We start from the raw sequence: 26,757 nt of genomic DNA, 5'->3' as shown, positions 1-26,757 counted from the left end.
TTTTACCTTATTACAATATTAAAGAAAAATTCAAATTAAGTAATATAAAAAAATCAGTAGGTACCTAATGCCCTACTGATTTTTCCCTATTATCTAAGTTGTGCTCCTAGTCTATTCTCTAAAGTTCTTAAAATTTTATCATGAACCTTATTTACATCTGCATCTGTTAAAGTTCTATTTTCTGCTCTGTAAACTAGGGCATAAGCTATACTCTTCTTTCCTTGTGGTACTTGTTCCCCTTTATATACGTCAAAAAGCTTAATACTTTCAACTATGTTTCCGCCCTGCTTCCACATTATATCTTCTATTTCCTGTACAAGTACATTGTCATCTACTAAAATTGCCATATCTCTTGTAACTGCTGGATACTTAGGAAGAGCCTTATACTTTTTATCTAAATTTGCATTACTATATAATACATCTAGATTCAACTCAGCAATGTAGCATCTTTCATCTATTCCATAGTTCTCAGCTACATCTGGATGAATTTCTCCTAAAATTCCTACTAAATCTTTCTTTATATAAAGAGCTGCAGTTTTTCCTGGGTGGAAGCTAGGGTTTTCACTTTCTCTCTTAAAGGAGAACTTTTCAATTCCTAAAGCTTCTAACATATTTTCAACTACTCCCTTTATATTAAAGTAGTCAACATCACCATATAGGCCTATTGTAGCTAGGTTTCTTTCCTCTGGAAGCTTATTTGAATCTTCATTAGGTATATATACTTTTCCCATTTCAAATAATCTTGCATACTCATTATTTCTTGAATAATTTCTAGCAAGAGATTCCATCATAGACGGTATAGTAGTAGTTCTCATTATGCTGTAGTCTTCTCCTAAAGGATTTCTTATAACTACAGCATTTCTTAAGCTGTTATCTTCTGGTAAAAGTATTCTATCAAAAACCTTACGGCTTACAAAGGAATAACTGATAGATTGATTAAGTCCGCTTCCTATTAAAGCTTCTATTACTTTATCATCTAATCTTTGCTTTCTATTTTTTCCGCCTCTAGTGCTGGCACTCTTTTCAAGGGTAGTAGGAACATTGTTGTATCCATATATTCTTGCTATTTCTTCAGCTACATCTTCTTTTATATTTACATCTGATCTGAAAGTTGGAACTGCAATGACTAGTATATCATCTTTTATTCCTGTAACTAAGTCTAATCTGTTTAGGTAGTCCTTCATATCTTCCTTTGAGATTTCTGTTCCTAGGAATCTATTTACCCAGTTACTATCTACTTCTACAGTATGAGACTGAAGCTTTTCAGGATATATATCAATAGTTCCCTCCATAACTTCCCCTGCACCTAACTCTTCAACTAGGTGACAAGCTCTGTCTATAGCTATTTCAGCTAAATTAGGATCTAAATCTTTTTCAAATTTTGATGAAGCCTCTGTTCTAAGCCCTAGTCTTTGTGAAGATACTCTTATGTTGGTGCCATCAAAATTGGCACTTTCAAAGATAATCTCTGTAGTATCTTCCTTAACTTCTGAGTCTAAGCCTCCCATTATTCCTGCAAGGCCTATAGTAGTTTCTCCATTTTTTATGTTAAGAACATCTGAATTTAACGTTCTCTCCTCACCGTCTAAAGTAGTGAATTTCTCTCCTTCTTTAGCTCTCTCTACCACTATAGTTTTTGTAGTTATTTCCCTAACATCAAAGGCGTGCATTGGCTGACCAAGCTCTATCATAACAAAGTTTGTTATATCTACTATGTTGTTTATTGGTCTAACGCCAGCCTCTAAAAGTCTATCCTGCATCCAGCCTGGTGATGGCTGTATTTTTATGTTCTTTACTCCTCTAGCCATGTATCTTCTACATAGGTTATCTCTCACTTCTACTTTTAATTGCTCTTGAATATTATCCTTACATAAAGCCTTATAATCTAAAGGAGGCATTTTATAAGTTGTATTTAATGTTGCTGCAGTTTCTCTCGCCATTCCTACAATACTTAAGCAATCTGGTCTATTTGAAGTTATCTCTAAGTCTATTACAGAACTTGTCATGTCTAAAACTTCTTTTATATCTTTTCCAACAGGAGTATCAGAAGGAAGTATCATAAGTCCGTGAACTGGCTCATCTCCAGCTATGCCTAGCTCCTCTTCTGAGCAGAACATACCGTTCGATACAACTCCTCTTAGCTTACCCTTTTTAATTTTTACTCCTTTATGGATTGTTGAGCCGTGAAGGGCTGCTGGAACTACATCTCCCTCTTTCATGTTAGTTGCTCCAGTAACTATTTGTATTGGCTCTGCCTCTCCTATATCTGCAAAACAAACAGATAACTTATCTGCGTCAGGATGTTGCTCTATTTTTACTAATTTAGCTGTAACAACATTTTCTATCTCATCACCGGTAGTTACAACTTCCTCAACCTTAGAACCACTTAAAGTTAGTCTATCTCCTAACTCCTTTGGTGAAATATCTATATTAACATAGTCCTTTAACCATTTAACAGGAACTTTCATTTCCAAATCCTCCTTATTTAATTAACTAGTAAAATTTCCTTATAGGTGATAAGCTTAACTGCTAACTCAGTTATAACCTATCTATAGCCCTCAATTAAAACTGATTTAAAAATCTCATATCACTTTCATACAGTTGTCTTATATCATCTATGCCATATTTAAGCATAACCATTCTGTCTACTCCGAAACCAAAGGCAAATCCGCTATATACTTCAGGGTCTATTCCACAATTTCTTAAGACATCTGGATGAACCATACCGCAGCCTAAAAGTTCCATCCAACCTTCACCCTTACATACTCTACAACCCTCTCCATTACATACGAAGCAAGTAGCATCCATTTCTGCTGAAGGCTCTGTAAATGGGAAATGGTGTGGTCTAAACTTAGTTTTTAGCTTATCACCGAACATCTTTTTAGCAAATAACTCAAGAGTACCTTTTAAATCTGCAAAAGTTATTCCCTTATCCACTACCAAGCCTTCCATTTGATAGAATATTGGTGAATGTGTAGCATCTACTGCATCTGAACGATAAACCTTTCCTGGTGCTATCATTTTTATTGGAGGCTTTTGATTTTCCATAGTTCTAACTTGTAGTGGTGATGTTTGTGTTCTTAAAACTAAATTATCATTTATGTAGAAGGTATCCTGCTCACCTCTTGCTGGGTGATTTTTAGGTATATTTAATGCTTCGAAGTTATAGTAGTCAAGCTCTACCTCAGGGCCTTCTTCTATTGAGAATCCCATAGATATGAATATTTCCTTCATCTCATTTAGAGTTTGCTCAAGTGGATGTCTCTTACCTAAGTTTTGTTTTATGCCAGGCATTGAGATATCAATTACTTCATTTTGAAGTCTTTCATTTTTTTCTTTATTTTTTATTTCTCTTGCGTATTCATCTAAAGCATTTTCAATAGAAGCTCTTACCTCGTTAGCTATTTTTCCTACCAAAGGTCTTTCTTCAGAAGACAATGCTCCCATACCTCTAAGTATTTGTGTTAATTCTCCCTTTTTACCAAGGTACTTAACTCTTATGTTTTCAAGCTGAGCGCTATTTTCAGCACTCTTTAATTCTTCAAGAGCACTATTACCTATAGCCTGTAATTTTTCTTTCATTTGATCTGCTCCTTTCTATTTTTAAAAAATACTATAACAAATAAAAAAAGTTCATCCCAAATAAGGGACGAACTCTTAAATCCGCGTTACCACCCAAATTGATACTGTAATAAACAATATCCTCTTTGTAAATTTATCGGTTATACCGCCAACTGCTACTATTATTTCACAATCAGAACTCCAGAGTGAACTTCAACATAAAGTATTCTGAGAAGGCTTCCAGCCATGACCTTCACTCTCTTAAAGAAACTATATATTTACTCTCTCTATCATAGTTAATATATGTAATTTTATATATCGTATTTTTTTATTTTACATATACATTCATAAATTGTCAATAAAAAGTTAGCTTAGCTTTTGCCTTACTACTTCAAACATCATAATTGATGCCGCCACTGACACATTTAGGGATTCAGCTCCTCCAGGCATAGGTATCTTCACCTTAATATCCGATAAGCTGATTATTTCATCACTTACACCATTTCCCTCGTTGCCCACTGCTATTATTACCTTATCTTTTAAATTTGCATCATAGAAATTACTTTTCGTATCCAATGAACTTACAACTAACCTAAAATCATTCTCTCTTAAAAAACGTAACTGCTCTAAGTTATCATCCTGTATAATAGGTATATGAAAAATTGATCCCATTGTAGATCTTAAAGTCTTTTCATTATAAATATCTACAGTTCCCTTAGTTACTAAAATACCTAGCGCCCCTGCTGCATGAGCAGTTCTTATTATAGTTCCCATATTGCCAGGGTCTTGGACTTTGTCAACTAATATATAAAAACCTGATTTATTCTGTAAAACCATATTCTTATTATTAACTACAGCTACAATTCCTTGAGGTGTATCTGTGCTGCTGATAACTTTTAAAATTTGCTCTGTTACAACATATACTTTAGTATTTTTCTGAAGTTTAGCTTCAACATTGAAGTTATTCCATCTATCTTTAGCTTTTTCACTTATAAAAACCATAGGAACTTCAAAGTCAGACTCTAATGCTTCAGAAACAAACCTAAAACCTTCAATTATAAACCTTCCGCTTTCCGTTCTATGTTTTTTGTCTTTTAGCTTTTTTATTTCTTTAATTAATAAATTGTCCTTGCTTTGAATAGTTTCCAATTATAATTCACCCTTATCCTTTGATAACCTCTAGCTTATTTAAGCACTTGTACTTACCAATTGCTACAATTACATCACCTTTTTGGATGGTATAATCTGAAGTAGGAGATATATCTATGTCATCTGCTCTCTTTACAGCCACTACATTTATTCCGTATCTTGACCTCATATCTAATTCTCCTAGGGTTCTACCATACCAACTCTCCTCAGACATAATTTCTGCAATACTATACTCTGATGAAAGTTCAATATAATCTAGTACATTATCACCTACAAGGTCGTGAGCAACTCTTACACCGGTATCTCTTTCTGGGAAAACTACTTTATCTGCTCCAATTTTATATAAAATTTTTGCATGAAGTTCTGTATTTGCCTTTGCAATAACATACTTAATGCCAACTTCCTTTAACAAAAGAGTTATCATAACACTGTCTTGTATATCTACCCCTATTCCAACTATTGCCACATCAAAATTATTTATACCTAATGACTTTAAATTTTCTTCGTCTGTAGCATCCGTATGAATAGCATGTGTTACATCCTCTGCTACATTTTGAACTCTTTCCTCATTAGTATCCACTGCTAATACATCATGACCTAGCTGATATAGGGTTCTAGCTACAGATGTTCCAAATCTCCCCAAACCTATTACAAGAAATTGTTTTTTATTCATAAAACCCACCTCTATCCAATTATAATTTTATCTTCAGGATATTTTATAGAACCAGGCATGCTCTTTTGTGCAAGAGACAATGCCACTGTTAAAGGACCTAACCTTCCACAATACATAATAAAAGCAATTAAAAGCTTTCCCGGTGTACTAAGCTCCGGTGTTAACCCAAGGGTCAAACCTACAGTTCCAAAAGCAGATACAACTTCGTACACGATATAGTCTAAGGTAGTCTTTTCTGTTATACACAATATGATGGTAGCTACTAAGACAATACACATTCCTAAAGTTGCTACAACTAACGCTCTATACACAATTTCTTTTCCTATTCTTCTTTCATATATTTCAGCGTCTTCTCTTCCTCTTATAATAGAAACTACTGTAATAGCAAGTAAAGCTGCTGTAGTGGTTTTTATTCCTCCTGCTGTAGATCCTGGAGATCCACCAATGAACATAAGTACTATTGTTAAGAACTTTCCGCCCTCTGTCATATCTGCCGTAGGAACTGAGTTGAATCCAGCAGTTCTTGGAACCACTGAGGCAAATATGGAGTTTACTATCTTATCTCTTAAAGGCATATTAGCTATTGTTTTAACATTATTCATTTCGAATATAAACATTAAAATTGCCCCACCTACAATTAAAATTACTGTAGATATTATTACTATTTTTGAATGTAAAGATAACTTTTTAGTAGTTCTAAAGCTATATATTTCCTGCCAAACAAAGAATCCAAGACCTCCTATTGTAATTAATGATGCTATAGTCATTAATATTAATGGATTATCTGCATATGGAGTTACACTTCTAAATTCTCCTATTAAATCTATTCCTGCATTACAATAAGCAGATATAGAGTGAAAAATTCCATAATATATACCTTTAGCTACTCCAAATTCCGGTATGAATTGCGTTGCTAGTAAAGTAGCCCCAATAATTTCTACTAATATAGTAAATTTCAATAGATATTTTGACATCTTTACAAGGCCCTGTATTGAAAAAGAATTAAGAGACTGCTGAATAACAAGCCTCTCCTTTAAAGTAATTCTTTTTCCCATAAGTAATGCAAACAACGTAGCTATTGACATGAAACCTAGTCCACCAACTTGAATTAAACATAAGATTACAAACTGGCCAAAATTACTCCAATGGGTTCCTGTATCTACTGTTACTAATCCTGTTACACAGGTTGCTGACGTAGATACAAAAAGACAATCAATAAAATTAGTGTACTGTCCACTTCTTGAGGACACTGGCAGGGATAACAAAATTGCTCCGATAAAAATTACTGCGGCAAAACCTAACACTAATATTTGAATTTCGTTGACCTTGCACCACCGATTGATTGCTACCTTCATCTTAAGATACCTTCCTTATTTAATGATAATTTTTATTTATTAAATATTATCTGTAGTTCTAAAATAATTATTTATGACAAGTATATCCTATAGGTAATACTTGTCTACATATTAAAAGTTTAATAATATTATAAGTAAAAGCTAGTATAATTGCTGGTTATTTGAAAAACTTCTATATTTGATGAGTTTACATAATTTATATGTCCATAAATATAAAAAATGCAGCGTCATCGCTGCATCTTTTATGTATATTAAGCGTTTAATTGCTTTTTAGCTATTTCAACTAATTCAGTGAATGCTTTAGGGTCATTTATAGCTATTTCTGAAAGCATCTTTCTGTTTATATCGATACCTGCAGTTTTTATACCATTCATGAATTTAGAATATGAAAGACCATTCATTCTTGTAGCTGCGTTTATTCTAGCTATCCAAAGTTTTCTGAAGTCTCTCTTCTTTAATCTTCTTCCAACATAAGCATTTCTTAATGCTCTTATAACAGTTTCATTAGCTGTTTTAAATAACTTGCTTTTTCCACCATAGTATCCTTTTGCAAGTTTTAATATTTTTTTATGATATTTACGAGCGTTTACGGCTCTTTTTACTCTTGCCATTTAAAAATCCTCCTTCTAGAGCCTACTACTTAGCGTAAGGCATTAATGTTTTCATTGTTTTTTCTTGAGTTTCTGAAACATATCCAGTCTTTCTAAGATTTCTCTTAGTTTTTGTGCTCTTCTTAGTTAATATATGGCTCTTGAAAGCTTTTGCTCTTTTAAGCTTACCTGTTCCTGTAACTTTGAATCTTTTTGCAACACTTTTTTTAGTTTTCATTTTTGGCATAATAAATTCCTCCTCTCAATTATGCTTTCTTTGATGATAAAATCATTATCATGTTTCTACCTTCTAATTTTGCTTCTTTTTCTAGAATGCAGACATCTTCAACTTTAGTATAAAAATCAGCTAGTATTTTTTTACCTATATGTGAATAATCAGCTTCTCTACCTCTAAACCTAACAGTTACTTTAACTTTATCTCCTGCAATCAAAAATTTTCTTGCATTGTTAGCTTTTATTGAAATATCATGTTCTTCGATAGTTGGACTAAGTCTAATTTCTTTTACACTAATAACTTTTTGTTTCTTCTTAGCCTCTTTATCTTTTTTAGCTTGCTCATAAATGAATTTACCATAATCCATTATTTTGCAAACTGGTGGGTTAGCATTTGGTGATATCATAACTAAATCTAACTCTTTTTCTTCTGCCATTCTAAGTGCGTCTCTAGATGCTAGGATACCTAACTGAGAGCCATCATCCCCAATAACCCTAATTTCTTTTTCTCTTATTTCCTCATTTAAAAGAAGATCTTTACTAATAACTTTCACCTCCAGTGAATTTATAGACATTAATTTATTTAAACATAAAAAAGGACGGCAAAGCCGTCCTTAGAATACACTAGTAAATAAATGCTTCCAATAACCCTACTAGCTGTGCTGCAAGGTGAGAAACGGCTGTTTCTTCTTAACAAATAGTATTATAAACCTATAATATTAAATTGTCAATATTTTATTAGTCAACTATGCTTATTTTTTTATCTATTTCTTCTTTTATTTTTGAAATAAATCCTTCTAAGCTCATTGTACCAATATCACCTTGTTTTCTGCTTCTTATTGCTACGTTTCCTTCGTTCATTTCTTTGTCTCCAATAACAAGCATGTATGGTACCTTCTGAAGTTGAGCTTCTCTAATCTTATATCCGATTTTTTCATTTCTTAAGTCTAGTTCAACTCTTATATCATTTTTCTTTAACTCATCTGCAATTTTCTTTACATATTCAACTTGACCATCAGTTATATTCATAACCTTAACTTGAACTGGTGCAAGCCAAGCTGGGAATGCCCCTGCATAATGCTCAGTTAATATTCCTATAAATCTTTCAATAGATCCAAATACAACTCTGTGAATCATAACTGGTCTATGTCTTTCTCCATCTGCTCCCACATAATTTAAGTCAAATCTTTCTGGCATTTGGAAATCAAGCTGTACAGTTCCACACTGCCATGTTCTACCTATGCAGTCTCTTAAGTGGAAGTCTATTTTAGGTCCGTAGAATGCTCCATCACCTTCATTAACTTTATACTTAAGTCCTATATCCTCTAAAGCGTCTCTTAAGCCGTTAGTTGCTGCTTCCCACTCTTCATCAGTTCCCATTGAATCTTCTGGTCTTGTTGAAAGCTCAACAAAGTACTCAAATCCAAATACTTTATAGAAGTTATCTATAAGACTTATAACACCAAGTACTTCTTCTCTTATTTGTTCCTTAGTGATAAATATATGAGCATCATCTTGAGTAAAGCATCTAACTCTCATTAGTCCATGTAATGCTCCAGATTTTTCATGTCTGTGAACAACTCCCATTTCAGCATATCTTAAAGGAAGATCTCTGTAAGAGTGTATATCGTTTTTGTAAACAAGTATTGAACCTGGGCAGTTCATTGGCTTTATAGCATAATCTCCTTCATCTATCTTTGTGAAGTACATATTGTCTTTATAGTGATCCCAGTGTCCAGATTGATGCCATAATGCTTCATTTAGGATTATAGGAGTCATTATTTCATCATAAGCAGCTTTTCTGTGCATTTCTCTCCAGAAGTTTTGTAGTGTATTTCTTACTACCATTCCCTTTGGATGGAAGAATGGGAATCCAGGTCCTTCTTCATGAATACTAAATAGATCTAATTCTTTACCAATCTTTCTGTGATCTCTCTTTTTTGCTTCTTCAAGCATCTTTAAGTGCTCATCAAGTTCAGCTTTCTTTTCAAAGGCTGTTCCGTAAATTCTTTGAAGCATTTTATTTTTCTCATCGCCTCTCCAGTAAGCACCAGCTATTGAAAGAAGTTTAACAGCCTTTACTTTTCCTGTAGATGGTACGTGAGGTCCTGCACATAGGTCTACGAATTCTCCCTCTTTATAGAAGGATATTACTGCTCCTTCTTCTAAGTCCTTTATTAATTCAACCTTATAACTTTCTCCCTTTTCTTCCATAAGCTTTATAGCTTCTTCTCTTGAAAGTTCGAATTTTTCAAGCTTGTGATCTTCTTTAACTATCTTGTTCATTTCAGCTTCTACTTTTTCAAGCATTTCTGGAGTAAATGAAAAATCAGCATCGAAGTCATAATAGAATCCGTTATCAATCGCTGGTCCTATAGCTAACTTAACTTCTGGATATAATCTTTTAATTGCTTGAGCAAGTATATGAGATGCAGTATGTCTTAAAGTCTTCTTACCGTCCTCATCCTCAAAAGTTAGAATCTCTAACTTACAATCATCATTTATTTCTGTCATTAGCTCTGCTGCTTCTCCGTTTATTTTAGCTCCTAAAGCTTTTTTAGCTAATGAGGTACTTAGTTTAGCAGCTACTTCTGCTACTTTTGATCCTTTTTCTACTTCAACTATGCTTCCATCTTTTAAAGTAATCTTTACCATGGTTTTTTCCTCCCTTTTCTGTTACTTATTGTAATTTAATTACTTGCAAATAAAAAACACTCATCCCAGTACATGGGACGAGTGTATATCGCGGTTCCACCCAAATTTAATAGTAAATATATCTTTGACTAATAAAACTATATTCTAAATACAAATGTTTAGAAATATAATTTAAGTTAGCAGATAATAAGTATAACTATTATCTCTGAACCTTTAACGCAGGCTTACGGAAATACTTACTAAAATTCAGTATACAACTTAAAGGTGGTTTTCAATAAATCTTACTCAAAGGACCTCTCACCCAATGGATCCTTCTCTCTTAGAGCAGTATTCTATTTACTTTTCCTTATCATAGTCTTTAATTATTCTGCTTAATTGCTTTCTTGAATTATTTTCTTAAATTATAGTATTAAATTTTCTAACTGTCAACACATTAACTAAAAATAATGAATATTTTTAAATTAAAATATTACACTCTATGAATACTTTGCCTTATTTGTTTGCAACTTTTACAATTGTCACAAAACTCTACTCTATCGGTAAATACCTTTTTAACTGTGTCTATTAGCTCATTATTCCTACAGTTTTCAACACAGTGAATTACTATTTTTTCTGGAGAGTTAGTAATAAGAATGCTTATTATCATATCCTCCGCATTGGTATTTTCTCTGTATCTTAAGTCATTAAGGTCACTAAATAACATTTCAGTTATATCATTTGAGTTCTTATCTTTTACCACATACTTTCCTTGACTATCAATTTCTATGTTCACTAAATCAATTTTACTTTCCTGAATTTCTACGAAGTATTTTAAGAGTTTAATAAATTCATTATATTCCTTTTCAACCATATACTTTTCTACTACTTTATCTATTATAGCTTCCAAATCATCTTTTAGGTCTTTCATTCTAAAGGTAATAAATCCCTTTATATTAATCTCTTTATTCTCACCTATACACTCAACTATCTTATCTATTATGTTATTTCTTTTATTCATGCAATAGATTGAACTCTCATCAACTATGCCGCCTTCGCCTTTTAATATTTCCACACTACTGTCTTTTATCTCTTTTAATTCATCATACTTAAGAAAAAAGTATGTATCCGATAAAAAACTCATCATATCTTTTCTATAGAATTCATCTATTACAACATTATATAAAATATTTGCTACATGTATATTAAACATGTTACGAAGTTTTGCGCTGATTTCTTCTTCACAAAATATTTTTACGAAGTGAGTATTTGACTCTATGCTTTCCGAAATACCAATAACTATATTTTTACTTTTAAAATACTCTTTTATATCATTTATTCCATGTATTATATCTTCTTTTTCTCTATCATATACTACTGTAAGTAATAGCATCCCTCACACTCCCTTCTAAAAATAGTATGTGTCTAAACTAAATCTATATACAAAATCTTTTTGTCAAATCCCGACATGTAACCTCTGTACTTGAAACTTATATGACAAAAATATAGAATAGAAAAAAGGGTTTTTCTAGCCAATAGAACTCCTCACTAATTAACATTAAATTTTTAAGTAAATTAGCGTGAAACATAAGGAAGGATACTATAATGAAATATGCGATTGTAGATTTTAGAATAACAGAAGAAGAAAAATATAATATTACAAGTTTAGGTTATAAAATTATAATATGCCCTCCTTCACAAGCCCTTTATGAGGCAGTTTGCGGGCATCCTGATATGCTTTTACATATTATTAGTAAAAACAAAATAATGGTTCATAAGGATGTAGATAAAAACTTTATAGCTCTGCTAAAAAATTTAGGATTTTCTGTATTGTTATCGGGAAATGAGTTGAAAGATATTTATCCTTACGACATTATTTTAAATAGTGTATCCTTATCAAATTTATTTATGCATAATATAAAATACACTGATCCTGAACTTTTGAAACTGATGACTAGTAAAAAGCTGATAAATGTAAAACAAGGATATAGCAAATGTTCAACAGCTATTGTAACAGAGAGGGCAGTTATGACTAGTGATAAGTCTATAGCAAAAGCATTAATAACTGAAAATATAGACGTACTTCTTCTCCCTCCCGGAGATATTGAGCTGCCTAATTTGAATTATGGATTTATTGGAGGTTGTTGTGGTCTTCTTAATGAAAATACTTTAGCTTTTTACGGAGATTTAAATTACTATGCTTATGGAAATGAAGTTTTAAGTTTTTTAAAAAAGCATAATGTAAAACCAGTTTATTTAAGAAAGGACAAGCTAATAGATAGAGGAAGTCTTTTTGTAATAGAGAATTAACCTTAAAGTTAATTAGACAAAATTCGATAATTATTTACAAGGATATTATATCGTCTTTTTAATAATATCCTTTGTAAATAACAAAACTTTAAGGAACCCGAAATTACAAAAGGAGGACTATATGATTAAACAAAAAAATGCGTTAATGACCTTTCTATCCTTTTCATCAATGTTAATATCTTTCTTTATACATTTTTTCAACAGGGTACTAAATATCTTTAATCATCCAATGCTAGAGAATCACGAAATAATATTAAACATATTTTTAGTAATTCCTATTTTAACCTTTGTTATAACCCTATATCTATATAATAGAAAAAAGAACGATGGGAGAATTCCATTTTTTAATATGCTTACCCTTACTTTTTCAAGTATGTCTATAATCGCTGGCGGAATAGGAATGGTTGAGTATCATTTCTCTATTTTTATGGTTATAGCCATACTGGCTTATTATGAAGATATCAACCTTATTGTTACTATGACTATATTATTTGCAATACAGCATATAACTGGTCTTTACCTAATTCCAGACGTAATATTTGGAGAAAAACATTATTCCTCCGGTATGGTAGCGCTGCATGCTTCCTTTCTAGTTTTTACTTCTGGGGCAACTATCTTGCAAATAATGAGCAAGAAAAAATACACTTTAATAATGGAAAATGAAAAAAAGAAAACTGATTCACTTATAAAAGATTTAATCCAACAACTGTCAGAGAACTCACAACTGATTTTAAACTCTTCAACCACATTATCAAATAGCACTAATACATCAGTAAAAACCAATGATGAAATTGTAACATCTATGCTAGAAGTAGCTAATGGCGCTAGATCCCAATTAATAGGAGCAGAAGAAACTTCTAAATCAATGAGTGAAATGTCCCTTGCAGTACAGCAAATAGCAGAGACCTTTTCTAAGGTATCCGAAAGCTCAAGGGATATGTCTGAACAGGCTAATGAAGGATACAGCTTTATAAATCAAGCTATTTCGCAAATGGATTCTGTAATTTCATCTGCACAAATTTCTGCAGATGTTGTAAAAAAATTAGACGAACATTCTAGAAAAATAGGACAGATTGTAGAAGTCATTACAAAAATATCAGCAGATACAAATTTGCTAGCCCTTAATGCCGCTATAGAGGCTGCTAGGGCTGGAGAGCACGGTAAGGGCTTCTCAGTAGTATCAGATGAAGTCAGAAAACTAGCAGAGCAATCTTCTCAATCTGCTGCCGAAATTGAGGTTTTAATAAAACAAATTCAAGAAGATACTAATCTTGCTGTAGAATCCTTTGCCTTACAGACTAAAGAGGTATTAAATGGTAAGGACATAGTAGATAAATCCGGTTATATATTTAAAGATATTTTACAAGCCACTAATAAAGTTGTAGAGGATATAGAAGACCTAACAGCCTTAACTGAAGAAATGGCAGCTGAATCTGAGGAGATTTCTGCTTATATAGATCAGATGGTGGGAACAGCAAAAAAATCCTCTCTAAACTCTGAGCAGGTGCTTACAATCACTAACCAACAAATAGCTTCTGTAAAGGAGAATTCTAATCTAGCTGACTCTCTTAAGATTTTAGCTAATAAATTAGAAGAATTAATCAAAAGGTTATACTCCCAACAGTAAATTATAAGAGGCATAAGTTAACTTATGCCTCTTATAATTTACATTTTATACAAAAAAAAAACAAAAACACTGTTTAGAATTACTAAACAGTGTTTTTTGGAGGCGCCACCCAGATTTGAACTGGGGATAAAGGTTTTGCAGACCTCTGCCTTACCACTTGGCTATAGCGCCATCTGGAGCGGAAGACGGGATTCGAACCCGCGACGTTCACCTTGGCAAGGTGACGCTCTACCACTGAGCCACTCCCGCGTAGTGGTGGCTGGACCAGGAATCGAACCAGGGACACGAGGATTTTCAGTCCTCTGCTCTACCGACTGAGCTATCCAGCCTAAATTTGGCGACCCAGAAGGGACTCGAACCCTCGACCTCCGGCGTGACAGGCCGGCACTCTAACCAACTGAGCCACTGGGCCGCGTATGGTGGGCACAACAGGGATCGAACCTGTGACCCCCTGCTTGTAAGGCAGGTGCTCTCCCAGCTGAGCTATGCGCCCATACGCTTTGTCTTTAAGACATTTATTATTATATAATCATCTTTCGACTTTGTCAACACCTTTTTTAAAACTTATTAAAGTTATTATTTGATGCTGCTCTGTCGCTGCTGACGAATATTATAATACAAAAATAATTAAGTATTGTCAACGTCACATTTTACATTTCATTGAATTTATTCTTAATTTCCTTAGTGTTTCAGCTTTTTTCTCACTTTTACTACAAACTTATTAATTAAAATCTATAATAATAGTTTTAATGGACAACTTAAAAAGGAATAACTTATAATCTCTATTTATTTGTTATAAGTTATTCCTTTGCTATATGACAACAATAATAAGTCTTAAGGGTCTATTACTTGAAAATTAAAGCATTTAACTTTCATTTTACCATTATAATATATCAATTTTTCCTATTTAACGCCCTTAAGTATATTACCTATTTGTTCACTAGTAAACTCATAGGATTTATTGCAAAAGTGACATTTTAACTCTTCTGTTTTTCCTTCATTATATAGTTCTTCTAAATCTTTTTTACCTATACTTATTAAAGCTCTTTCTACTCTTTCTCTTGAACAATCGCATTTATAAGCAGGTGTCATAGTTTCATGTATTTTTAAATCCATATCTTCGAATATATAATTAAGCATATCTTCTACAGACATTCCTTTTACTATCATTTCTGTTACAGATGGTATTTCTTGAAGTCTGTATGTCACTAAATCTGCAACTAAGTCATTAGCTCCAGGCATCATTTGAATTATAAATCCACCAGCAGCTTTTATACTTAAGTCTGTGTCTACAAGCACCCCCAAGCCTACTGCTGATGGTGTTTGCTCAGAAACGGTGAAATAATAAGCTAAGTCATCTCCTATTTCTCCTGTATATATAGGTACCTGACCTATATAAGGTTCCTTTAGTCCCATGTCTCTTATAATAACTAAATTACCATTTTTCCCTATAGCTCCACCAACATCAAGCTTTCCTTTACTATTCGCAGGTAAATCTACAGAGGGATTTCCTATATACCCTTTTACAGTAGAATCAGCGTAGGATGTAACTACTACCCCTTTAGCTTCTCCTCCACCGGATATTTTAAGAGTTAAAGAATCCTTTTCCGACTTAAGCATTGAGCCCATAATACTTCCTGCTGTAACCATCCTACCAAGGGCAGCGGCAGCAGTTGGTGCACAATCGTGAATTTTAACTGCCTCGTTTACAAGTTCAGTAGTTATTGCTGCTATTATTCTAATATTTCCATCACTAGCAGTAGCCTTTACTAATTTATCTGCCATAATTATCTTCCTCCTTAACATTAAGTAACTTAATCTAAAGCTTTCCCACTTTTCTTTTTAACTATATAAACTATTCTTTCAGTGTCTTCTACTACATTTTCAGACTGATAACTATCCATTTTTCTTATAACCTGAAAACCTGTTTCTTCTAAAAACTTTTCAATTTCCTCACAGCTGTAAGCTCTTTCGGAGTGATGCTCATCAAATCTTCTATATAGCTCATTTTCTTTTACAAAAAAAGTTAAATACATGTCCACAATTTCATCCTGAAGGAAGTTTTCCCATATGTATGTCACTTTTTCATCATCATAGTTATACACATTATTTCCTAATATGTTAGTAAGCTTATAGTAGGAATTTATATCAAATATAAAAACCCCATTCTCTTCTAGATGATTAAATACACTATAGAAATATTTTTTCAGGTCATTTTTATCTAGTATATAGTTTGTAGAATCTAGACAACAAGTTATAAGGTTGAACTTTTTATTTAAGTTAAGCTCTGTTATATCTTGGCAAAGAAACTTAACCTTTAAGCCCTTACCTCTAAGCTTATTTTCTGCCTCAGTAAGCATATCATAGGATAAATCCACCGCCCATGCATTAGCAAACTTAGGCGCAATTTTTTCCGTTATATTGCCAGTGCCACAACCTAAATCTAAGTAGTTTTTTCTATCAACTGCCAATTCATCACTTATACTTAATATTACATCTGACCATTTTTCATAATCAATATCATTATTTATAAGCTCGTCATAAATATGTGCAAATTCTTTATAACAATCCATGTTTATGCCCTTTCAAAAACAATAAATTTACTGTCTAATTATATTCATCAATTAATATTATATATTTTTAATTAATAAGTCAATAATTTGCATTTACTAATTAAGCAAATTACACCATATGGAATTTGCTTAATTAGTATAGTTTATATTTACAGTTCGTTATATTTTCTATTTATTCTTTTTTAAATTATTTAAAATAACCTCATTTTTAGGGATATTTAACTCTTTCTTTCTTCTTGTCATCATCCCTCCTATTCTGCCTGTTTCTTCTGCTGTGAGTCCACTCCATCCATATTCATCTACCTTTTCCCTAAGTCCTAGTTCTTCTGCAATTTCATACTTAAGCTTTTCCCTTAACTTTTCTACCTCTGAAAGTTCTCTATGGGACTTTAGCTTTGCTTTTATTACCTTTTTTAATGGTGTATTTCCCATATTGATCCACCCCTCCACTATTTATATTTTATTATCTTTTACAGCGTAAGGATCATTTATACATAGGAAAAGATTATTTCCATCTGCCTTGTATGTAGGCATATTTTAGTTCCACTTCTGGGCCAAACAAAGGGAACATTAATCCTTTAATATATTTCTGCTTATATAACTGCTTATTCTTATATACTGTAGGTGCTATTACAACGTCTTCTAAAAGCAATATGTCTTCCGCTTCTCTAAAATACTTAAACCTTTCTTCATTCTTGTCATTTCCTAATGAAGCGGATTCTTTTACTAATGTGTCGTATTTTGAATTAGACCATCCTGTAGAGATAATATTTGTTCCTTTTACCCACGGCTCAAACATTGACATAGGGTCATTGTAGTCTGCAGACCACACCATGCTAGCGATTTGATAATCACCTGCTGCTACTTTTTTCTGAAAATCCTCCCATTGGACATATTCTATCTTCACATTTATACCAAGCTTTTTATTGTACATCTGCTGAAAAAATTCCGCCATTTCCTTTTGTGCTCCATCTATACCTGGTTGTAAATATCTAACTGTGATTTTTTCTGGTTCTTTTCCTAACCCCAGCTCTCTTAGACCCTCTATTAACAGGGCTCTCGGATCTTTTATATCTTCTTTTAAGATCTTCACTGGTTCTTCATTGGCTTTTTGTCTAAAAATATCGTTACCAATCTTAAGTGAAGGTGGTACCCATCCATAAGCTGGGCTATAAATCTCATTCCACAACTTTCTCGATATCTCTTCTCTGTCTATTGCTGATGAAAAAGCCTTCCTTACTTTAATATTGCTAAATAGCTTATCCTTTTGATTAAAAAGCTCATAATTAATAGTTGGCTTTGGAGCCTTTATATTATCAAATTTTCCTGTCTTATTAAGCTTATCCTTCCACTGGCTCTTGGTAACCTTTGCTATATCTATAGATCCATTTGCTAGCTCATCAAGTGAATAATCTTCCGACTTAACAATCTGCATCGTAACCTTTTCCAGCTTCACAGATTTAGCATCCCAATAGTCCTCATTTTTTACTAATTCTACTTTATCATTGTGGTTCCATTCTTTTATTAAAAAAGGTCCACAAAAAACCATTGTATTAGTTTCTGATCCATATTTTTCTCCATTAATATCTACTATATCTTTCCGCTGTGGCTGCATTATATTTAAGCTTGTTAGATTCAAGAAATATGCATTAGGAGCTTCCAAGGTTATCTCTAACTTTTTCTCATCTAAAGCTTTTACTCCTACTGTGCTTGAAGATACTTTTTTCCCCTTGCCTCCCTCATTATAACTTTTAGCTCCTTTTATGGGATACAATAAGAATGCGTTTTCTGACTGAGTGTTAGGATCTAAGGTTCTTTTAATTCCGTATTCATAATCTTTAGCTGTAACCTTTTTTCCATCAGACCAGTAGTTGTCTCTTATATAAAACATCCACTTTAAACCATCTGAAGATATATCCCAACGCTCTGCTCCTGCAGGCTTAGTTTCATCTATACCATCTTTATTTTTTTCAACTCTTGTCAATGCTTCATTTACCTCTGCAAGAACCTGACAGGAAGATATGTCTACTGCCTTAGACTGGTCTAAAGTCTTTGGATCTTCATATAAAGCCATATTTAAATACTGGGATTTATCATTTTCAATAGAATTACTTTGTACACTACTGCTTCTACATCCAGATAAAGTTAAAGTCTCAAGCATAAAAAATATAATTATTATAGATATTCTTCTCTTTAATTTCACATAAATCTCTCCTTAAATTATGATTGATTCACTACGCAAGCAACTTACTAAAAATTCGAAAGCCAAATTATTACTAATATAACCATATTTGTATAAATTGCGAAATAACATCATATAATATTCTGATATTTTGTCCAAATTTTATTCACTAAATATAGAACTTTTTGCATTAATTATTTATAAACTATAATGTAGAGTAAAATATAAAATTTTTTAAATATTTAAGCTTTAGATTTTTTACCTTCAACTATTTAATAACTTAATAGTTGAAACCCAATATATATTCTAACCAGAGTTTTTTTATAGAATTATTCTACTTATACATATAGGTTTGCTTATTACTAATTTCACTGTATTTAGTAACATTATTAATTTAACAAATAAGTCTTGTATATGAGCTTTAGGTATCATGATCAAGGGGAACTCATGCGCAATATTCTGATTTTAGAATGAAGCCCACCTTTAATCCTTTCTATTTTGCATTAAACAAGCACTAATACCTATATAGATTAGGTAAATTTATTACTTATATATATTCACAAATAATGTATTAATAAAAAAGCTATATATTTTTGCTCTAAGCAGTTATATAATATAATCAAGTAAAATTTCAGGAGGGATTTAAATGAACTATAATGTAGCAGTGGTTGGATCCACTGGAATGGTAGGAAGAAAATTTATTGAAGTATTAGAAGAGAGAAACTTTCCAATAGATAAAATTTACTTCTTTGCTTCAGCAAGGTCTGCTGGTAAATCTTTAAAGTTTAAAAATAAAGATGAGATTATCGAAGAATTAAAGGAAGATAATATAAAGAATAAAAAAATAGATTTTGCACTATTTTCTGCAGGTGGAGATGTAAGTAAGGAATATGCTCCTATTTTCGCAAGATATGGAGCTACAGTTATAGATAACAGCAGTGCCTGGAGAATGGATCCTAATGTGCCTTTAGTTGTTCCAGAGGTAAATCCAGAGGACATTAAATGGAATAAAGGAATAATAGCTAATCCAAATTGTTCTACAATTCAAGCGGTAGTGGCATTAAAACCACTTCATGATAAATACGGTATAGATAGAATTATATATTCGACATATCAAGCCGTATCTGGCGCTGGTCTAGGAGGATATAATGATTTAGTAGAAGGTTATAAAGGAACTGCTCCAAAGAAATTTCCTTATCCTATAGCAGGAAACCTACTTCCTCATATAGATGTTTTTCTAGATAACGGATATACAAAAGAAGAAATAAAAATGGTTAATGAAACAAAAAAAATTCTTCATGATGATACTTTAAGAATTACAGCTACTACAGTTAGAGTTCCTGTAATATATGGTCATAGTGAAAGTATAAATGTAGAACTAAAAAATAGCTTTGAAATAGAGGACATATTCAAGCTATACAGTAATGCCGAAGGAATAATTCTGAAGGACGATGTTCAAAACCTAGTTTATCCTATGCCTGTAGACGCTGCCGGCCGTGATGAAGTTTTTGTTGGAAGAATTAGAAGAGACTTTAGTTTAGACAATGGTTTAAATTTATGGGTAGTTGCAGACAACATAAGAAAAGGTGCTGCTTCTAATGCAGTTCAAATTGCCGAGTATATAATTAAAGAAAGTAAATAATTTATAAAATTATTTATAAATAAAAATATTAAGAACGAGGTGTTTGTATGAGTTTATTTAAAGGTTCAGGTGTTGCTATCATTACCCCATTCAATGATCAAGGTGTAGATTTTAAAAAATTGGAAGAACTGCTTGAGTGGCACATTAAGTCTAGTACAGATGCTATAATAATATGCGGAACTACTGGTGAAGCTTCAACAATGTCAGAACAGGAAAGAAAAGAAACTATTAAATTCACAGTAGATGTAGTTAAAAAGAGAATTCCTGTAATAGCAGGTACAGGTACTAATAATACTGCTGCTTCAATAAATATGAGCAAATGGGCTGAAAGCATAGGGGTAGATGGACTTTTAGTAATAACTCCTTATTATAATAAAACTACACAAAAGGGACTTATAGAGCATTTTAAAGCTATAGCTACCAGTGTTAAAACTCCAATAATTATTTATAATGTTCCTGGAAGAACTGGCATGAACATTCTGCCAAAAACCTTAAAAGAATTATGTGCATTTGATAATATTATCGCTATTAAGGAAGCTAGTGGAAATATAAGTCAAATAGCTGAAATTAAAGCTTTATGCGGAGATAGACTTGATATATATTCAGGAAACGATGATCAAATAATTCCTATTCTATCCCTAGGTGGTGCAGGTGTTATATCTGTTCTTGCAAATATAATTCCTAAGGACGTTCATGATTTATGTGAATTATATCTTTCCGGCAAGGTTAAAGAAGGTTTAAAGGTTCAGTTAGATTCTTTAGCATTAACAAATGCATTGTTTATAGAAACAAACCCTATTCCTGTAAAAACCGCTATGAATTTAATGGGTATGGAGGTTGGACATTTAAGACTTCCATTATGCGACATGAGTGATGGAAACCTTGAAGTATTAAAGAAAGAAATGAAAAGTTACGGACTATTAAAGTAAATCAAAAAGGAGTTTTTCGAATGGTTAGAATTATATTAAGTGGATGTAATGGAAAAATGGGAAAAGTTATATCCGGTCTAGCAAATAATTTCTCCAACTTAAGTATAGTTGCTGGAATAGATAAAAATACTGACGGTTCTAGTTATCCTGTATTCTCCAGCATAGGCGAATGTACTGTAGATGCTGATGTAATCCTGGATTTTTCAAGACCAGATGCATTAGATTCTTTACTAAAGTACGCTAAAGAAAAAAATGTTGGAGTAGTTTTATGCACAACTGGATTTACCGATGAACAACTATCTCAAATTACTGAAGCATCTAAAGAAATACCAGTGTTTCGCTCAGCTAATATGTCCATTGGTATTAATGTAGTAAATAAGGTATTAAGAAGTATCAGTGCATTATTATATAATAACTTTGACATAGAAATAATAGAAAAACATCATAATCAAAAGGTTGATGCTCCAAGCGGAACAGCACTTCTTCTTGCGAATACAATAAAAGATTCTATTCCTGAAGAAACTCAGTTCACCTACGGAAGAGAAGGAATTGCTAAGAGAGAGCATAAAGAAATTGGAATACATGCTATAAGAGGCGGCAGCATAGTTGGTGACCACGACGTTATCTTTGCTGGCCAAGGCGAGGTTATCGAAATCAGCCACAAGGCTATTTCTAGAGAAGTATTTGCTGTAGGAGCTCTTAAGGCTTGTGAATTTATGTATGGAAAAGGAAAAGGCTTCTACTCCATGGATGATGTAGTTAAGTAATGAAAAAAGTGGGATTATACTCCCACTTTTTTTATCCAGCTTTCCATTCTATCTGCTGCTTCCTTTAACTGCTCCATGCTGTAAGCATAGGATATTCTCATGTAGCCTTCTCCACCTATTCCAAAGGCAGAACCTGGAACAGCTGCAACTCCTGCTTCCTTCAAAAGCCTTTCACAAAACTCTTCGCTTTCCATGTTAAATTTCTTTATAGATGGAAAGATATAAAAAGCCCCCATTGGTAAATTTGTTTCAAATCCCATACTTATAAGTCTTTCATATAAATAATCTCTTCTTCTAATAAACTGGCTCTTCATATAATCTACATCTTCCATACAGCTCTTAAGTCCCTCATAAGCTCCCCACTGAACTATTGACGGTGCACAGGATACATTGTATTGATGAACCTTCATTATGGCTTCCATAAGTTTATAATCAGCACATACATAACCTAATCTAAGTCCTGTCATAGAAAACATCTTAGAAAATCCACCTACTACTATTATCCTGTTTCTTATATCATCAAATTGTGCTATTGAGTAATAATTATCATCAAAACAAAGAGCACTATACATTTCATCGCTTATAATAATGATTTCATTATTCTTAAGAATTTTATATAACTTATCGTTATCCTCCTTCGATATGATGGCTCCTGTAGGATTAGATGGATAAGATACTACCATTACTTTAGGATTTTCGGTCTTTATTAAAGTTTCTAATTGTTCAAAATCAATAGAGAAGTCCTTGTTTAAATTATAGTTTAAGATTTGACCACCTAGTAATTTTACACAACTTTCATAAGCAGGATAGGCTGGTGTAGGTATTAAAACTTTATCATTAGGATTTAATAACGCTGTAAATACATCCATTAATCCTTCGCTTCCACCTATTGTAAGACAAATCTCATCTTGGTGGTAGTTTATATGTTGAGTTTTTAAATATGAAGATATTTCTTTTCTGAGCTCTACAATCCCTGCATTTGAGGTATATGTAGTTTTGTTATCCTCTATAGCATTAATCATAGCTTCCTTTATTTTAACAGGTACATTAAAGTCTGGCTGCCCTAGTGTTAGTGATATAGCATCTGGATACTTAGCAACCTTATTAAAAAACTTTCTTATTCCCGATATTTCTATACTTTGAACATTTCTTGAAACTACATTTTCAACGTTATCCATAATTTTTACGCACCCCTTCTAACATTACTGTTATCTCTTATATTACTATACCAAAAATTAATTATTATAATTATATAATTTTTCACTCTAAAGTGCTAGTATAAAGAAGAGGCTTGAACTTTAAAATTTCAAACCTCTTCTTTATATAATATATCACCCTAAACAAGTTTTTGGTTCATTATATCTAGCAAATTCAATTTTTCAATTCTTGCTCTTATTTCATTTTTGTCTATGGAATATAGTCCTATTTCTTTCATTCTCTTAAAGTATTCCGCTCCTGCAAAGGTATATCTATTTCTTCTGCCTTCCTTCGTCATCATCTTATAATTTGCAAAGGCTATTATATCACCTATAACTGTAGCTTTAGGGAGAACTAGAGGAGGCATTCCCAGGAAATGTCTTACTGCATTGTGTCCTGCCAAACTTCCTGTACAGATAGCTTCAGTATGGCCTACAAAAAGACCACTCTTCTCTCCGCCGCAGAAAAGGTTACTTATGCCCTTAACCTTCATATCGTCAGTTCTTGGAGCAACGGAAAGATATCTAATAGAATTTCCTTTTCCTCCTGCATAAGGGTCTATATACTTTGCATTTTCCAATCCCTTTATTTTTCTTAATTTATCAAGAGGGTAATAGGAAGTCATAAGCTTTACGTGTCCAGTATCAAGTAAAACTACATTTTCAGCAAATTCCTTTAAAGCATACTGCTGACATACCTTTGCCTTTAATTTATCCATATTTATATCTTCTGGTGGGACCTTTATAACTACAGAGCCCTTTTCATTTAATTCCTTTACTAAGTCCTCATCAAGACTTTCCTTACACAGTTTACAGGAACCGCTAAATGCTCCAAGTATATCATCATCTCTTTCTCCTTGAAGGTCATCTACACCAGCTCTCATACTTATACTAACTCTAGGTCCAAAGGATGGACATCTTAATACGCACATAGAACAGCCATTTCCGTATCTTAAGCAGTTCCCCATAGGTCCAGTGGAACCTGTAGCCTCTATAAATACATCTCCTTCTTGATAACTTCCATCTGCCAAATATAAACCCTTTATTATATCTCCCTCTCTTTGTATGTCTATTACTCTCGCTATCATATTTAGCTCAATGCCCATATCCTTTAAATATCTTCTAACTGCAGGTTCAATTTTATTTACATCATAAAGCCAAGCATGCTCATGACCTGGAAAATCTATATTTTTATGCCTTGTATTACTATCTGTAATGTTTATCAAATCTCCAGCTCCAAGTGCTATTAATTCTTCTGCAGCGGTATATCTTCCATTGTTTCTCATTATGCCTCCTACATTTCCAAGGCCTAATAACATATCCGTCTTCTCGTAAAGAGCTACTTGGGCTCCAGCTTTTTTAGCGGATATAGCTGCTGCACAACCAGCCCATCCACCACCAATAACTATAACCTTCATTTAATGTCCTCCTTAACCTCATTAATCTGTTAACTATATCTTGAAAAAATTATTTTCAACCTAAATCCTCCTGCTAAATAAGTCTTCTCTCTCTGAATACATGTTTTGGATCTACTTGTACCTTACATAGCTTTTTAACTACCCTATTTTTATATCTAGTACTGCAAGTACCACATACTCCCTCTCCACAACACATCTTAGAATTATTACAGCAGGAGAAGTTAACCCTATCTCCTATAAAGTCTAGCAGTTTATATATCAGTATATCCGGTCCATCGCAATGAATTAGATTCACATTCTCTACCTTTAGAATTTGTTCAATTAAATTTTTAAACTCTTCACTTAGCTCTCCATTCTCTATCATCTTACATTTCAAAATGTCTGAATTACACATCTGAAAATATTCTTTACCAAAAATATTTCTGAAAGGAGTTTTATCCACTATAGATATGACTTTATTTCCGTTTGAATACAGCTTCTTTAATACAGGCGCTGCTGGAGCAATGCCTATACCTCTTGCTACAACAATAGAAACGCCTTCCTTTGCCTTATATACATTTTTCAATCCTAAAATTCCATTCCAGAAAGGTCCCCTTATAAGTATTTTTTCATCTTCCTTAAGTTTGCATATGCTTTTTGTCTTTACTCCCCTTAGCTCTATTGCAACCTTCAAGATATTCTCTGACGTATCTGCCTCCATGATAGATATAGGTGTATCATAGTAGGTTGATGTTTGAGGATTTCTGATGAAAATTATACTTCCAGGATGAACTAAATCCTGTACTAGGCTGTGAGGTGCATTTATAGTAAATATATATAATTTATCTTTATAAACTTCCTTCTTCATTATCTTACACATATAACTTTTTCTACCGCTTTTTGCTTTTTCATTATTTAGTATATAGTCTTGATATATGCATACGCCTTTCCAATTAATACAATCACAAAAATTCTTCCCTGAAAGCTGTGAACAAAGTATACAGTCTCCAGTTTCAGCTAAGTGACAAGGACAATAGGCACTTCCCGCATCGATACAATCCTTAATTTCATAATCCATTTAACTACCTCCTAAAGCACTCTACTATTAGATTATTTTTCCTATCGCCATTTTGTTACTAAAAATTATACTTTACCTCTTTAATTCACAAAATATATTTATTATAATGTTATTAATAATCAAAAATGCTTAACTAAGGAGGTTCTACATATGAATTACAACTTAACCGATCCATATGAAATTGCAAGATACATAAAAGAAGCTAAAAAATCTACTCCTGTTAAGGTGTACCTTAAAGGTGACATCTCAGATTGTGATTTAGGAAATATAGAATGTTATAATAGTTCTAATTTCTACGTGCTTTTTGGAGAATCAGAAGAGGTTACTAAGTTTTTAGAGGATAACAAAAGTAAAATAGACCACTTCAGAGTTGAATATGACAGAAGAAACTCAGCTATTCCTCTTGTTGATGTAACAAAGATAGATGCTAGAATTGAACCTGGTGCTATCATTAGAGATAAAGTAAGCATAGGAAAAAATGCTGTTATAATGATGGGTGCTGTTGTAAACATAGGCGCTGAAATTGGAGAGGCAACTATGGTAGACATGAATGCAGTTGTTGGTGCTAGAGGTATATTAGGAAAAAGAGTTCACCTTGGTGCTGGTGCTGTAGTTGCTGGAGTTTTAGAACCACCAAGTAAGTCACCTTGTGAGATAGGAGACGATGTTTTAATAGGTGCAAATGCTGTTATTCTTGAAGGAGTAAAGATTGGTAAAGGATCTGTTGTAGCCGCTGGCTCCGTTGTAGTAGCAGATGTTCCCGAAGGAGTTGTAGTTGCCGGTGTTCCAGCTAAGATAATAAAAGAAGTAGATGATAAAACAAAGGATAAGACTCAAATACTTGACGATTTAAGAAAATAGTT

The 26,757-nt window shown here is 32.8% G+C and carries 23 protein-coding genes, 5 tRNA genes and 3 other annotated features; of the genes, 6 read left to right on the top strand and 22 right to left on the bottom strand.

Annotated features, from left to right (window positions below; all coding sequences use genetic code 11):
* Positions 1-89: 89 nt before the first annotated feature.
* From pheT to ytxC, 10 genes are all read right to left on the bottom strand, one after another.
* A complete protein-coding gene (pheT, locus tag P8V03_RS09015) occupies positions 90-2,468 on the bottom strand; it encodes a phenylalanine--tRNA ligase subunit beta (RefSeq protein ID WP_318797920.1) in 2,379 nt (792 codons plus the stop codon).
* 94 nt (positions 2,469-2,562) lie between these two features.
* Positions 2,563-3,582 (bottom strand): phenylalanine--tRNA ligase subunit alpha, encoded by a 1,020-nt coding sequence (pheS, locus tag P8V03_RS09010; protein ID WP_261672007.1) that lies wholly within the window; start codon positions 3,580-3,582, stop codon positions 2,563-2,565.
* A gap of 60 nt (positions 3,583-3,642) precedes the next feature.
* Positions 3,643-3,864 (bottom strand) — a binding site (T-box leader).
* Between the two features lie 63 nt (positions 3,865-3,927).
* On the bottom strand, positions 3,928-4,710 hold the full coding sequence (locus P8V03_RS09005; RefSeq protein WP_318797919.1) for a TrmH family RNA methyltransferase: 783 nt from the start codon (positions 4,708-4,710) through the stop codon (positions 3,928-3,930).
* 13 nt (positions 4,711-4,723) lie between these two features.
* Entirely contained in the window at positions 4,724-5,383 is a 660-nt protein-coding gene (locus P8V03_RS09000; RefSeq protein ID WP_318797918.1) for a potassium channel family protein, read from the bottom strand.
* Positions 5,384-5,394: 11 nt separating this feature from the next.
* Positions 5,395-6,738 carry a TrkH family potassium uptake protein gene (locus tag P8V03_RS08995; protein ID WP_318797917.1) on the bottom strand — a complete coding sequence of 448 codons (1,344 nt, stop codon included), beginning with the start codon at positions 6,736-6,738 and terminating at the stop codon, positions 5,395-5,397.
* 251 nt (positions 6,739-6,989) lie between these two features.
* Positions 6,990-7,349: a 50S ribosomal protein L20 gene (gene rplT / locus P8V03_RS08990; protein ID WP_261672011.1), complete on the bottom strand. Its 360-nt coding sequence runs from the start codon at positions 7,347-7,349 to the stop codon at positions 6,990-6,992.
* A 25-nt stretch (positions 7,350-7,374) separates the two neighbouring features.
* Positions 7,375-7,575, bottom strand: coding sequence for a 50S ribosomal protein L35 (gene rpmI, locus P8V03_RS08985; protein WP_261672012.1), 201 nt, complete (start codon positions 7,573-7,575; stop codon positions 7,375-7,377).
* A gap of 19 nt (positions 7,576-7,594) precedes the next feature.
* Positions 7,595-8,137, bottom strand: coding sequence for a translation initiation factor IF-3 (gene infC / locus P8V03_RS08980; RefSeq protein ID WP_261672013.1), 543 nt, complete (start codon positions 8,135-8,137; stop codon positions 7,595-7,597).
* 10 nt (positions 8,138-8,147) lie between these two features.
* Positions 8,148-8,260 (bottom strand) — a sequence feature (ribosomal protein L20 leader region).
* A gap of 40 nt (positions 8,261-8,300) precedes the next feature.
* Entirely contained in the window at positions 8,301-10,217 is a 1,917-nt protein-coding gene (gene thrS, locus P8V03_RS08975) for a threonine--tRNA ligase (protein ID WP_318797916.1), read from the bottom strand.
* Positions 10,218-10,287: 70 nt separating this feature from the next.
* Positions 10,288-10,579 (bottom strand) — a binding site (T-box leader).
* A gap of 107 nt (positions 10,580-10,686) precedes the next feature.
* Positions 10,687-11,586, bottom strand: coding sequence for a putative sporulation protein YtxC (gene ytxC, locus P8V03_RS08970; protein ID WP_318797915.1), 900 nt, complete (start codon positions 11,584-11,586; stop codon positions 10,687-10,689).
* A gap of 212 nt (positions 11,587-11,798) precedes the next feature.
* Here ytxC and P8V03_RS08965 point away from each other — a divergent pair, with 212 nt between their 5' ends.
* Together P8V03_RS08965 and P8V03_RS08960 are read left to right on the top strand one after the other, a co-directional pair.
* The gene (locus P8V03_RS08965) at positions 11,799-12,503 is read left to right on the top strand and encodes a DUF6873 family GME fold protein (protein WP_318797914.1); all 705 of its coding nucleotides are present in this window, start codon (positions 11,799-11,801) and stop codon (positions 12,501-12,503) included.
* A gap of 121 nt (positions 12,504-12,624) precedes the next feature.
* Positions 12,625-14,130, top strand: coding sequence for a methyl-accepting chemotaxis protein (locus tag P8V03_RS08960; RefSeq protein WP_318797913.1), 1,506 nt, complete (start codon positions 12,625-12,627; stop codon positions 14,128-14,130).
* Between the two features lie 97 nt (positions 14,131-14,227).
* Here P8V03_RS08960 and P8V03_RS08955 read toward each other — a convergent pair.
* From P8V03_RS08955 to P8V03_RS08915, 9 genes are all read right to left on the bottom strand, one after another.
* Positions 14,228-14,301 (bottom strand) — tRNA-Cys (locus P8V03_RS08955).
* Positions 14,302-14,304: 3 nt separating this feature from the next.
* Positions 14,305-14,379, bottom strand: a tRNA-Gly gene (locus P8V03_RS08950).
* A gap of 4 nt (positions 14,380-14,383) precedes the next feature.
* Positions 14,384-14,459 (bottom strand) — tRNA-Phe (locus P8V03_RS08945).
* Between the two features lie 6 nt (positions 14,460-14,465).
* Positions 14,466-14,542, bottom strand: a tRNA-Asp gene (locus P8V03_RS08940).
* A gap of 5 nt (positions 14,543-14,547) precedes the next feature.
* Positions 14,548-14,623, bottom strand: a tRNA-Val gene (locus P8V03_RS08935).
* Positions 14,624-15,033: 410 nt separating this feature from the next.
* Positions 15,034-15,915, bottom strand: coding sequence for an Hsp33 family molecular chaperone HslO (gene hslO / locus P8V03_RS08930; protein WP_318797912.1), 882 nt, complete (start codon positions 15,913-15,915; stop codon positions 15,034-15,036).
* Positions 15,916-15,944: 29 nt separating this feature from the next.
* Entirely contained in the window at positions 15,945-16,703 is a 759-nt protein-coding gene (locus P8V03_RS08925; protein ID WP_261672019.1) for a class I SAM-dependent DNA methyltransferase, read from the bottom strand.
* Between the two features lie 168 nt (positions 16,704-16,871).
* Complete coding sequence (locus P8V03_RS08920) at positions 16,872-17,135, bottom strand: alpha/beta-type small acid-soluble spore protein (protein ID WP_261672020.1); 264 nt, start codon at positions 17,133-17,135, stop codon at positions 16,872-16,874.
* Between the two features lie 73 nt (positions 17,136-17,208).
* Positions 17,209-18,906, bottom strand: coding sequence for a peptide ABC transporter substrate-binding protein (locus P8V03_RS08915; protein WP_318797911.1), 1,698 nt, complete (start codon positions 18,904-18,906; stop codon positions 17,209-17,211).
* Between the two features lie 625 nt (positions 18,907-19,531).
* On the opposite strand from P8V03_RS08915, the gene P8V03_RS08910 reads away from it, so the two are divergent.
* From P8V03_RS08910 to dapB, 3 genes are read left to right on the top strand one after another with little or no spacing between them, the layout of a single operon-like run.
* Positions 19,532-20,527, top strand: a complete 996-nt coding sequence (locus tag P8V03_RS08910) for an aspartate-semialdehyde dehydrogenase (RefSeq protein WP_318797910.1) — start codon at positions 19,532-19,534, stop codon at positions 20,525-20,527.
* Positions 20,528-20,574: 47 nt separating this feature from the next.
* Positions 20,575-21,456, top strand: a complete 882-nt coding sequence (dapA, locus tag P8V03_RS08905; protein ID WP_261672023.1) for a 4-hydroxy-tetrahydrodipicolinate synthase — start codon at positions 20,575-20,577, stop codon at positions 21,454-21,456.
* A 20-nt stretch (positions 21,457-21,476) separates the two neighbouring features.
* Positions 21,477-22,223 (top strand): 4-hydroxy-tetrahydrodipicolinate reductase, encoded by a 747-nt coding sequence (gene dapB, locus P8V03_RS08900; protein WP_261672024.1) that lies wholly within the window; start codon positions 21,477-21,479, stop codon positions 22,221-22,223.
* A gap of 14 nt (positions 22,224-22,237) precedes the next feature.
* On the opposite strand, the gene P8V03_RS08895 is transcribed toward dapB, so the two are convergent.
* From P8V03_RS08895 to P8V03_RS08885, 3 genes are all read right to left on the bottom strand, one after another.
* Positions 22,238-23,401: a pyridoxal phosphate-dependent aminotransferase gene (locus tag P8V03_RS08895; RefSeq protein ID WP_318797909.1), complete on the bottom strand. Its 1,164-nt coding sequence runs from the start codon at positions 23,399-23,401 to the stop codon at positions 22,238-22,240.
* A gap of 158 nt (positions 23,402-23,559) precedes the next feature.
* On the bottom strand, positions 23,560-24,837 hold the full coding sequence (locus P8V03_RS08890; protein ID WP_318797908.1) for an FAD-dependent oxidoreductase: 1,278 nt from the start codon (positions 24,835-24,837) through the stop codon (positions 23,560-23,562).
* Between the two features lie 73 nt (positions 24,838-24,910).
* Complete coding sequence (locus tag P8V03_RS08885; RefSeq protein WP_318797907.1) at positions 24,911-25,894, bottom strand: sulfide/dihydroorotate dehydrogenase-like FAD/NAD-binding protein; 984 nt, start codon at positions 25,892-25,894, stop codon at positions 24,911-24,913.
* 150 nt (positions 25,895-26,044) lie between these two features.
* On the opposite strand from P8V03_RS08885, the gene dapD reads away from it, so the two are divergent.
* On the top strand, positions 26,045-26,755 hold the full coding sequence (dapD, locus tag P8V03_RS08880; protein ID WP_318797906.1) for a 2,3,4,5-tetrahydropyridine-2,6-dicarboxylate N-acetyltransferase: 711 nt from the start codon (positions 26,045-26,047) through the stop codon (positions 26,753-26,755).
* The last annotated feature ends 2 nt before the right edge of the window (positions 26,756-26,757 follow it).

Source organism: Clostridium tanneri, assembly GCF_033659955.1.
Lineage (GTDB): Bacteria > Bacillota > Clostridia > Clostridiales > Clostridiaceae > Clostridium_AM > Clostridium_AM tanneri.
The sequence above is the reverse complement of the archived record's forward strand: the minus strand, read 5'-3'. Positions and strand labels throughout refer to the sequence as shown.

Excerpts from the sequence above, each read along its gene's own strand:
- P8V03_RS09000 (WP_318797918.1), bottom strand. The coding sequence starts at position 5,383 with ATGAATAAAAAACAATTTCTTGTAATAGGTTTGGGGAGATTTGGAACA.
- P8V03_RS08910 (WP_318797910.1), top strand. The coding sequence starts at position 19,532 with ATGAACTATAATGTAGCAGTGGTTGGATCCACTGGAATGGTAGGAAGA.
- P8V03_RS08890 (WP_318797908.1), bottom strand. The coding sequence starts at position 24,837 with ATGAAGGTTATAGTTATTGGTGGTGGATGGGCTGGTTGTGCAGCAGCT.
- hslO (WP_318797912.1), bottom strand. The coding sequence starts at position 15,915 with ATGGCAGATAAATTAGTAAAGGCTACTGCTAGTGATGGAAATATTAGA.
- dapB (WP_261672024.1), top strand. The coding sequence starts at position 21,477 with ATGGTTAGAATTATATTAAGTGGATGTAATGGAAAAATGGGAAAAGTT.
- P8V03_RS08885 (WP_318797907.1), bottom strand. The coding sequence starts at position 25,894 with ATGGATTATGAAATTAAGGATTGTATCGATGCGGGAAGTGCCTATTGT.
- P8V03_RS08965 (WP_318797914.1), top strand. The coding sequence starts at position 11,799 with ATGAAATATGCGATTGTAGATTTTAGAATAACAGAAGAAGAAAAATAT.
- rplT (WP_261672011.1), bottom strand. The coding sequence starts at position 7,349 with ATGGCAAGAGTAAAAAGAGCCGTAAACGCTCGTAAATATCATAAAAAA.
- P8V03_RS08920 (WP_261672020.1), bottom strand. The coding sequence starts at position 17,135 with ATGGGAAATACACCATTAAAAAAGGTAATAAAAGCAAAGCTAAAGTCC.
- P8V03_RS08925 (WP_261672019.1), bottom strand. The coding sequence starts at position 16,703 with ATGGATTGTTATAAAGAATTTGCACATATTTATGACGAGCTTATAAAT.
- P8V03_RS08960 (WP_318797913.1), top strand. The coding sequence starts at position 12,625 with ATGATTAAACAAAAAAATGCGTTAATGACCTTTCTATCCTTTTCATCA.
- dapA (WP_261672023.1), top strand. The coding sequence starts at position 20,575 with ATGAGTTTATTTAAAGGTTCAGGTGTTGCTATCATTACCCCATTCAAT.
- pheT (WP_318797920.1), bottom strand. The coding sequence starts at position 2,468 with ATGAAAGTTCCTGTTAAATGGTTAAAGGACTATGTTAATATAGATATT.
- P8V03_RS08995 (WP_318797917.1), bottom strand. The coding sequence starts at position 6,738 with ATGAAGGTAGCAATCAATCGGTGGTGCAAGGTCAACGAAATTCAAATA.
- dapD (WP_318797906.1), top strand. The coding sequence starts at position 26,045 with ATGAATTACAACTTAACCGATCCATATGAAATTGCAAGATACATAAAA.
- ytxC (WP_318797915.1), bottom strand. The coding sequence starts at position 11,586 with ATGCTATTACTTACAGTAGTATATGATAGAGAAAAAGAAGATATAATA.
- rpmI (WP_261672012.1), bottom strand. The coding sequence starts at position 7,575 with ATGCCAAAAATGAAAACTAAAAAAAGTGTTGCAAAAAGATTCAAAGTT.
- infC (WP_261672013.1), bottom strand. The coding sequence starts at position 8,137 with ATGTCTATAAATTCACTGGAGGTGAAAGTTATTAGTAAAGATCTTCTT.
- P8V03_RS08895 (WP_318797909.1), bottom strand. The coding sequence starts at position 23,401 with ATGGATAACGTTGAAAATGTAGTTTCAAGAAATGTTCAAAGTATAGAA.
- pheS (WP_261672007.1), bottom strand. The coding sequence starts at position 3,582 with ATGAAAGAAAAATTACAGGCTATAGGTAATAGTGCTCTTGAAGAATTA.
- thrS (WP_318797916.1), bottom strand. The coding sequence starts at position 10,217 with ATGGTAAAGATTACTTTAAAAGATGGAAGCATAGTTGAAGTAGAAAAA.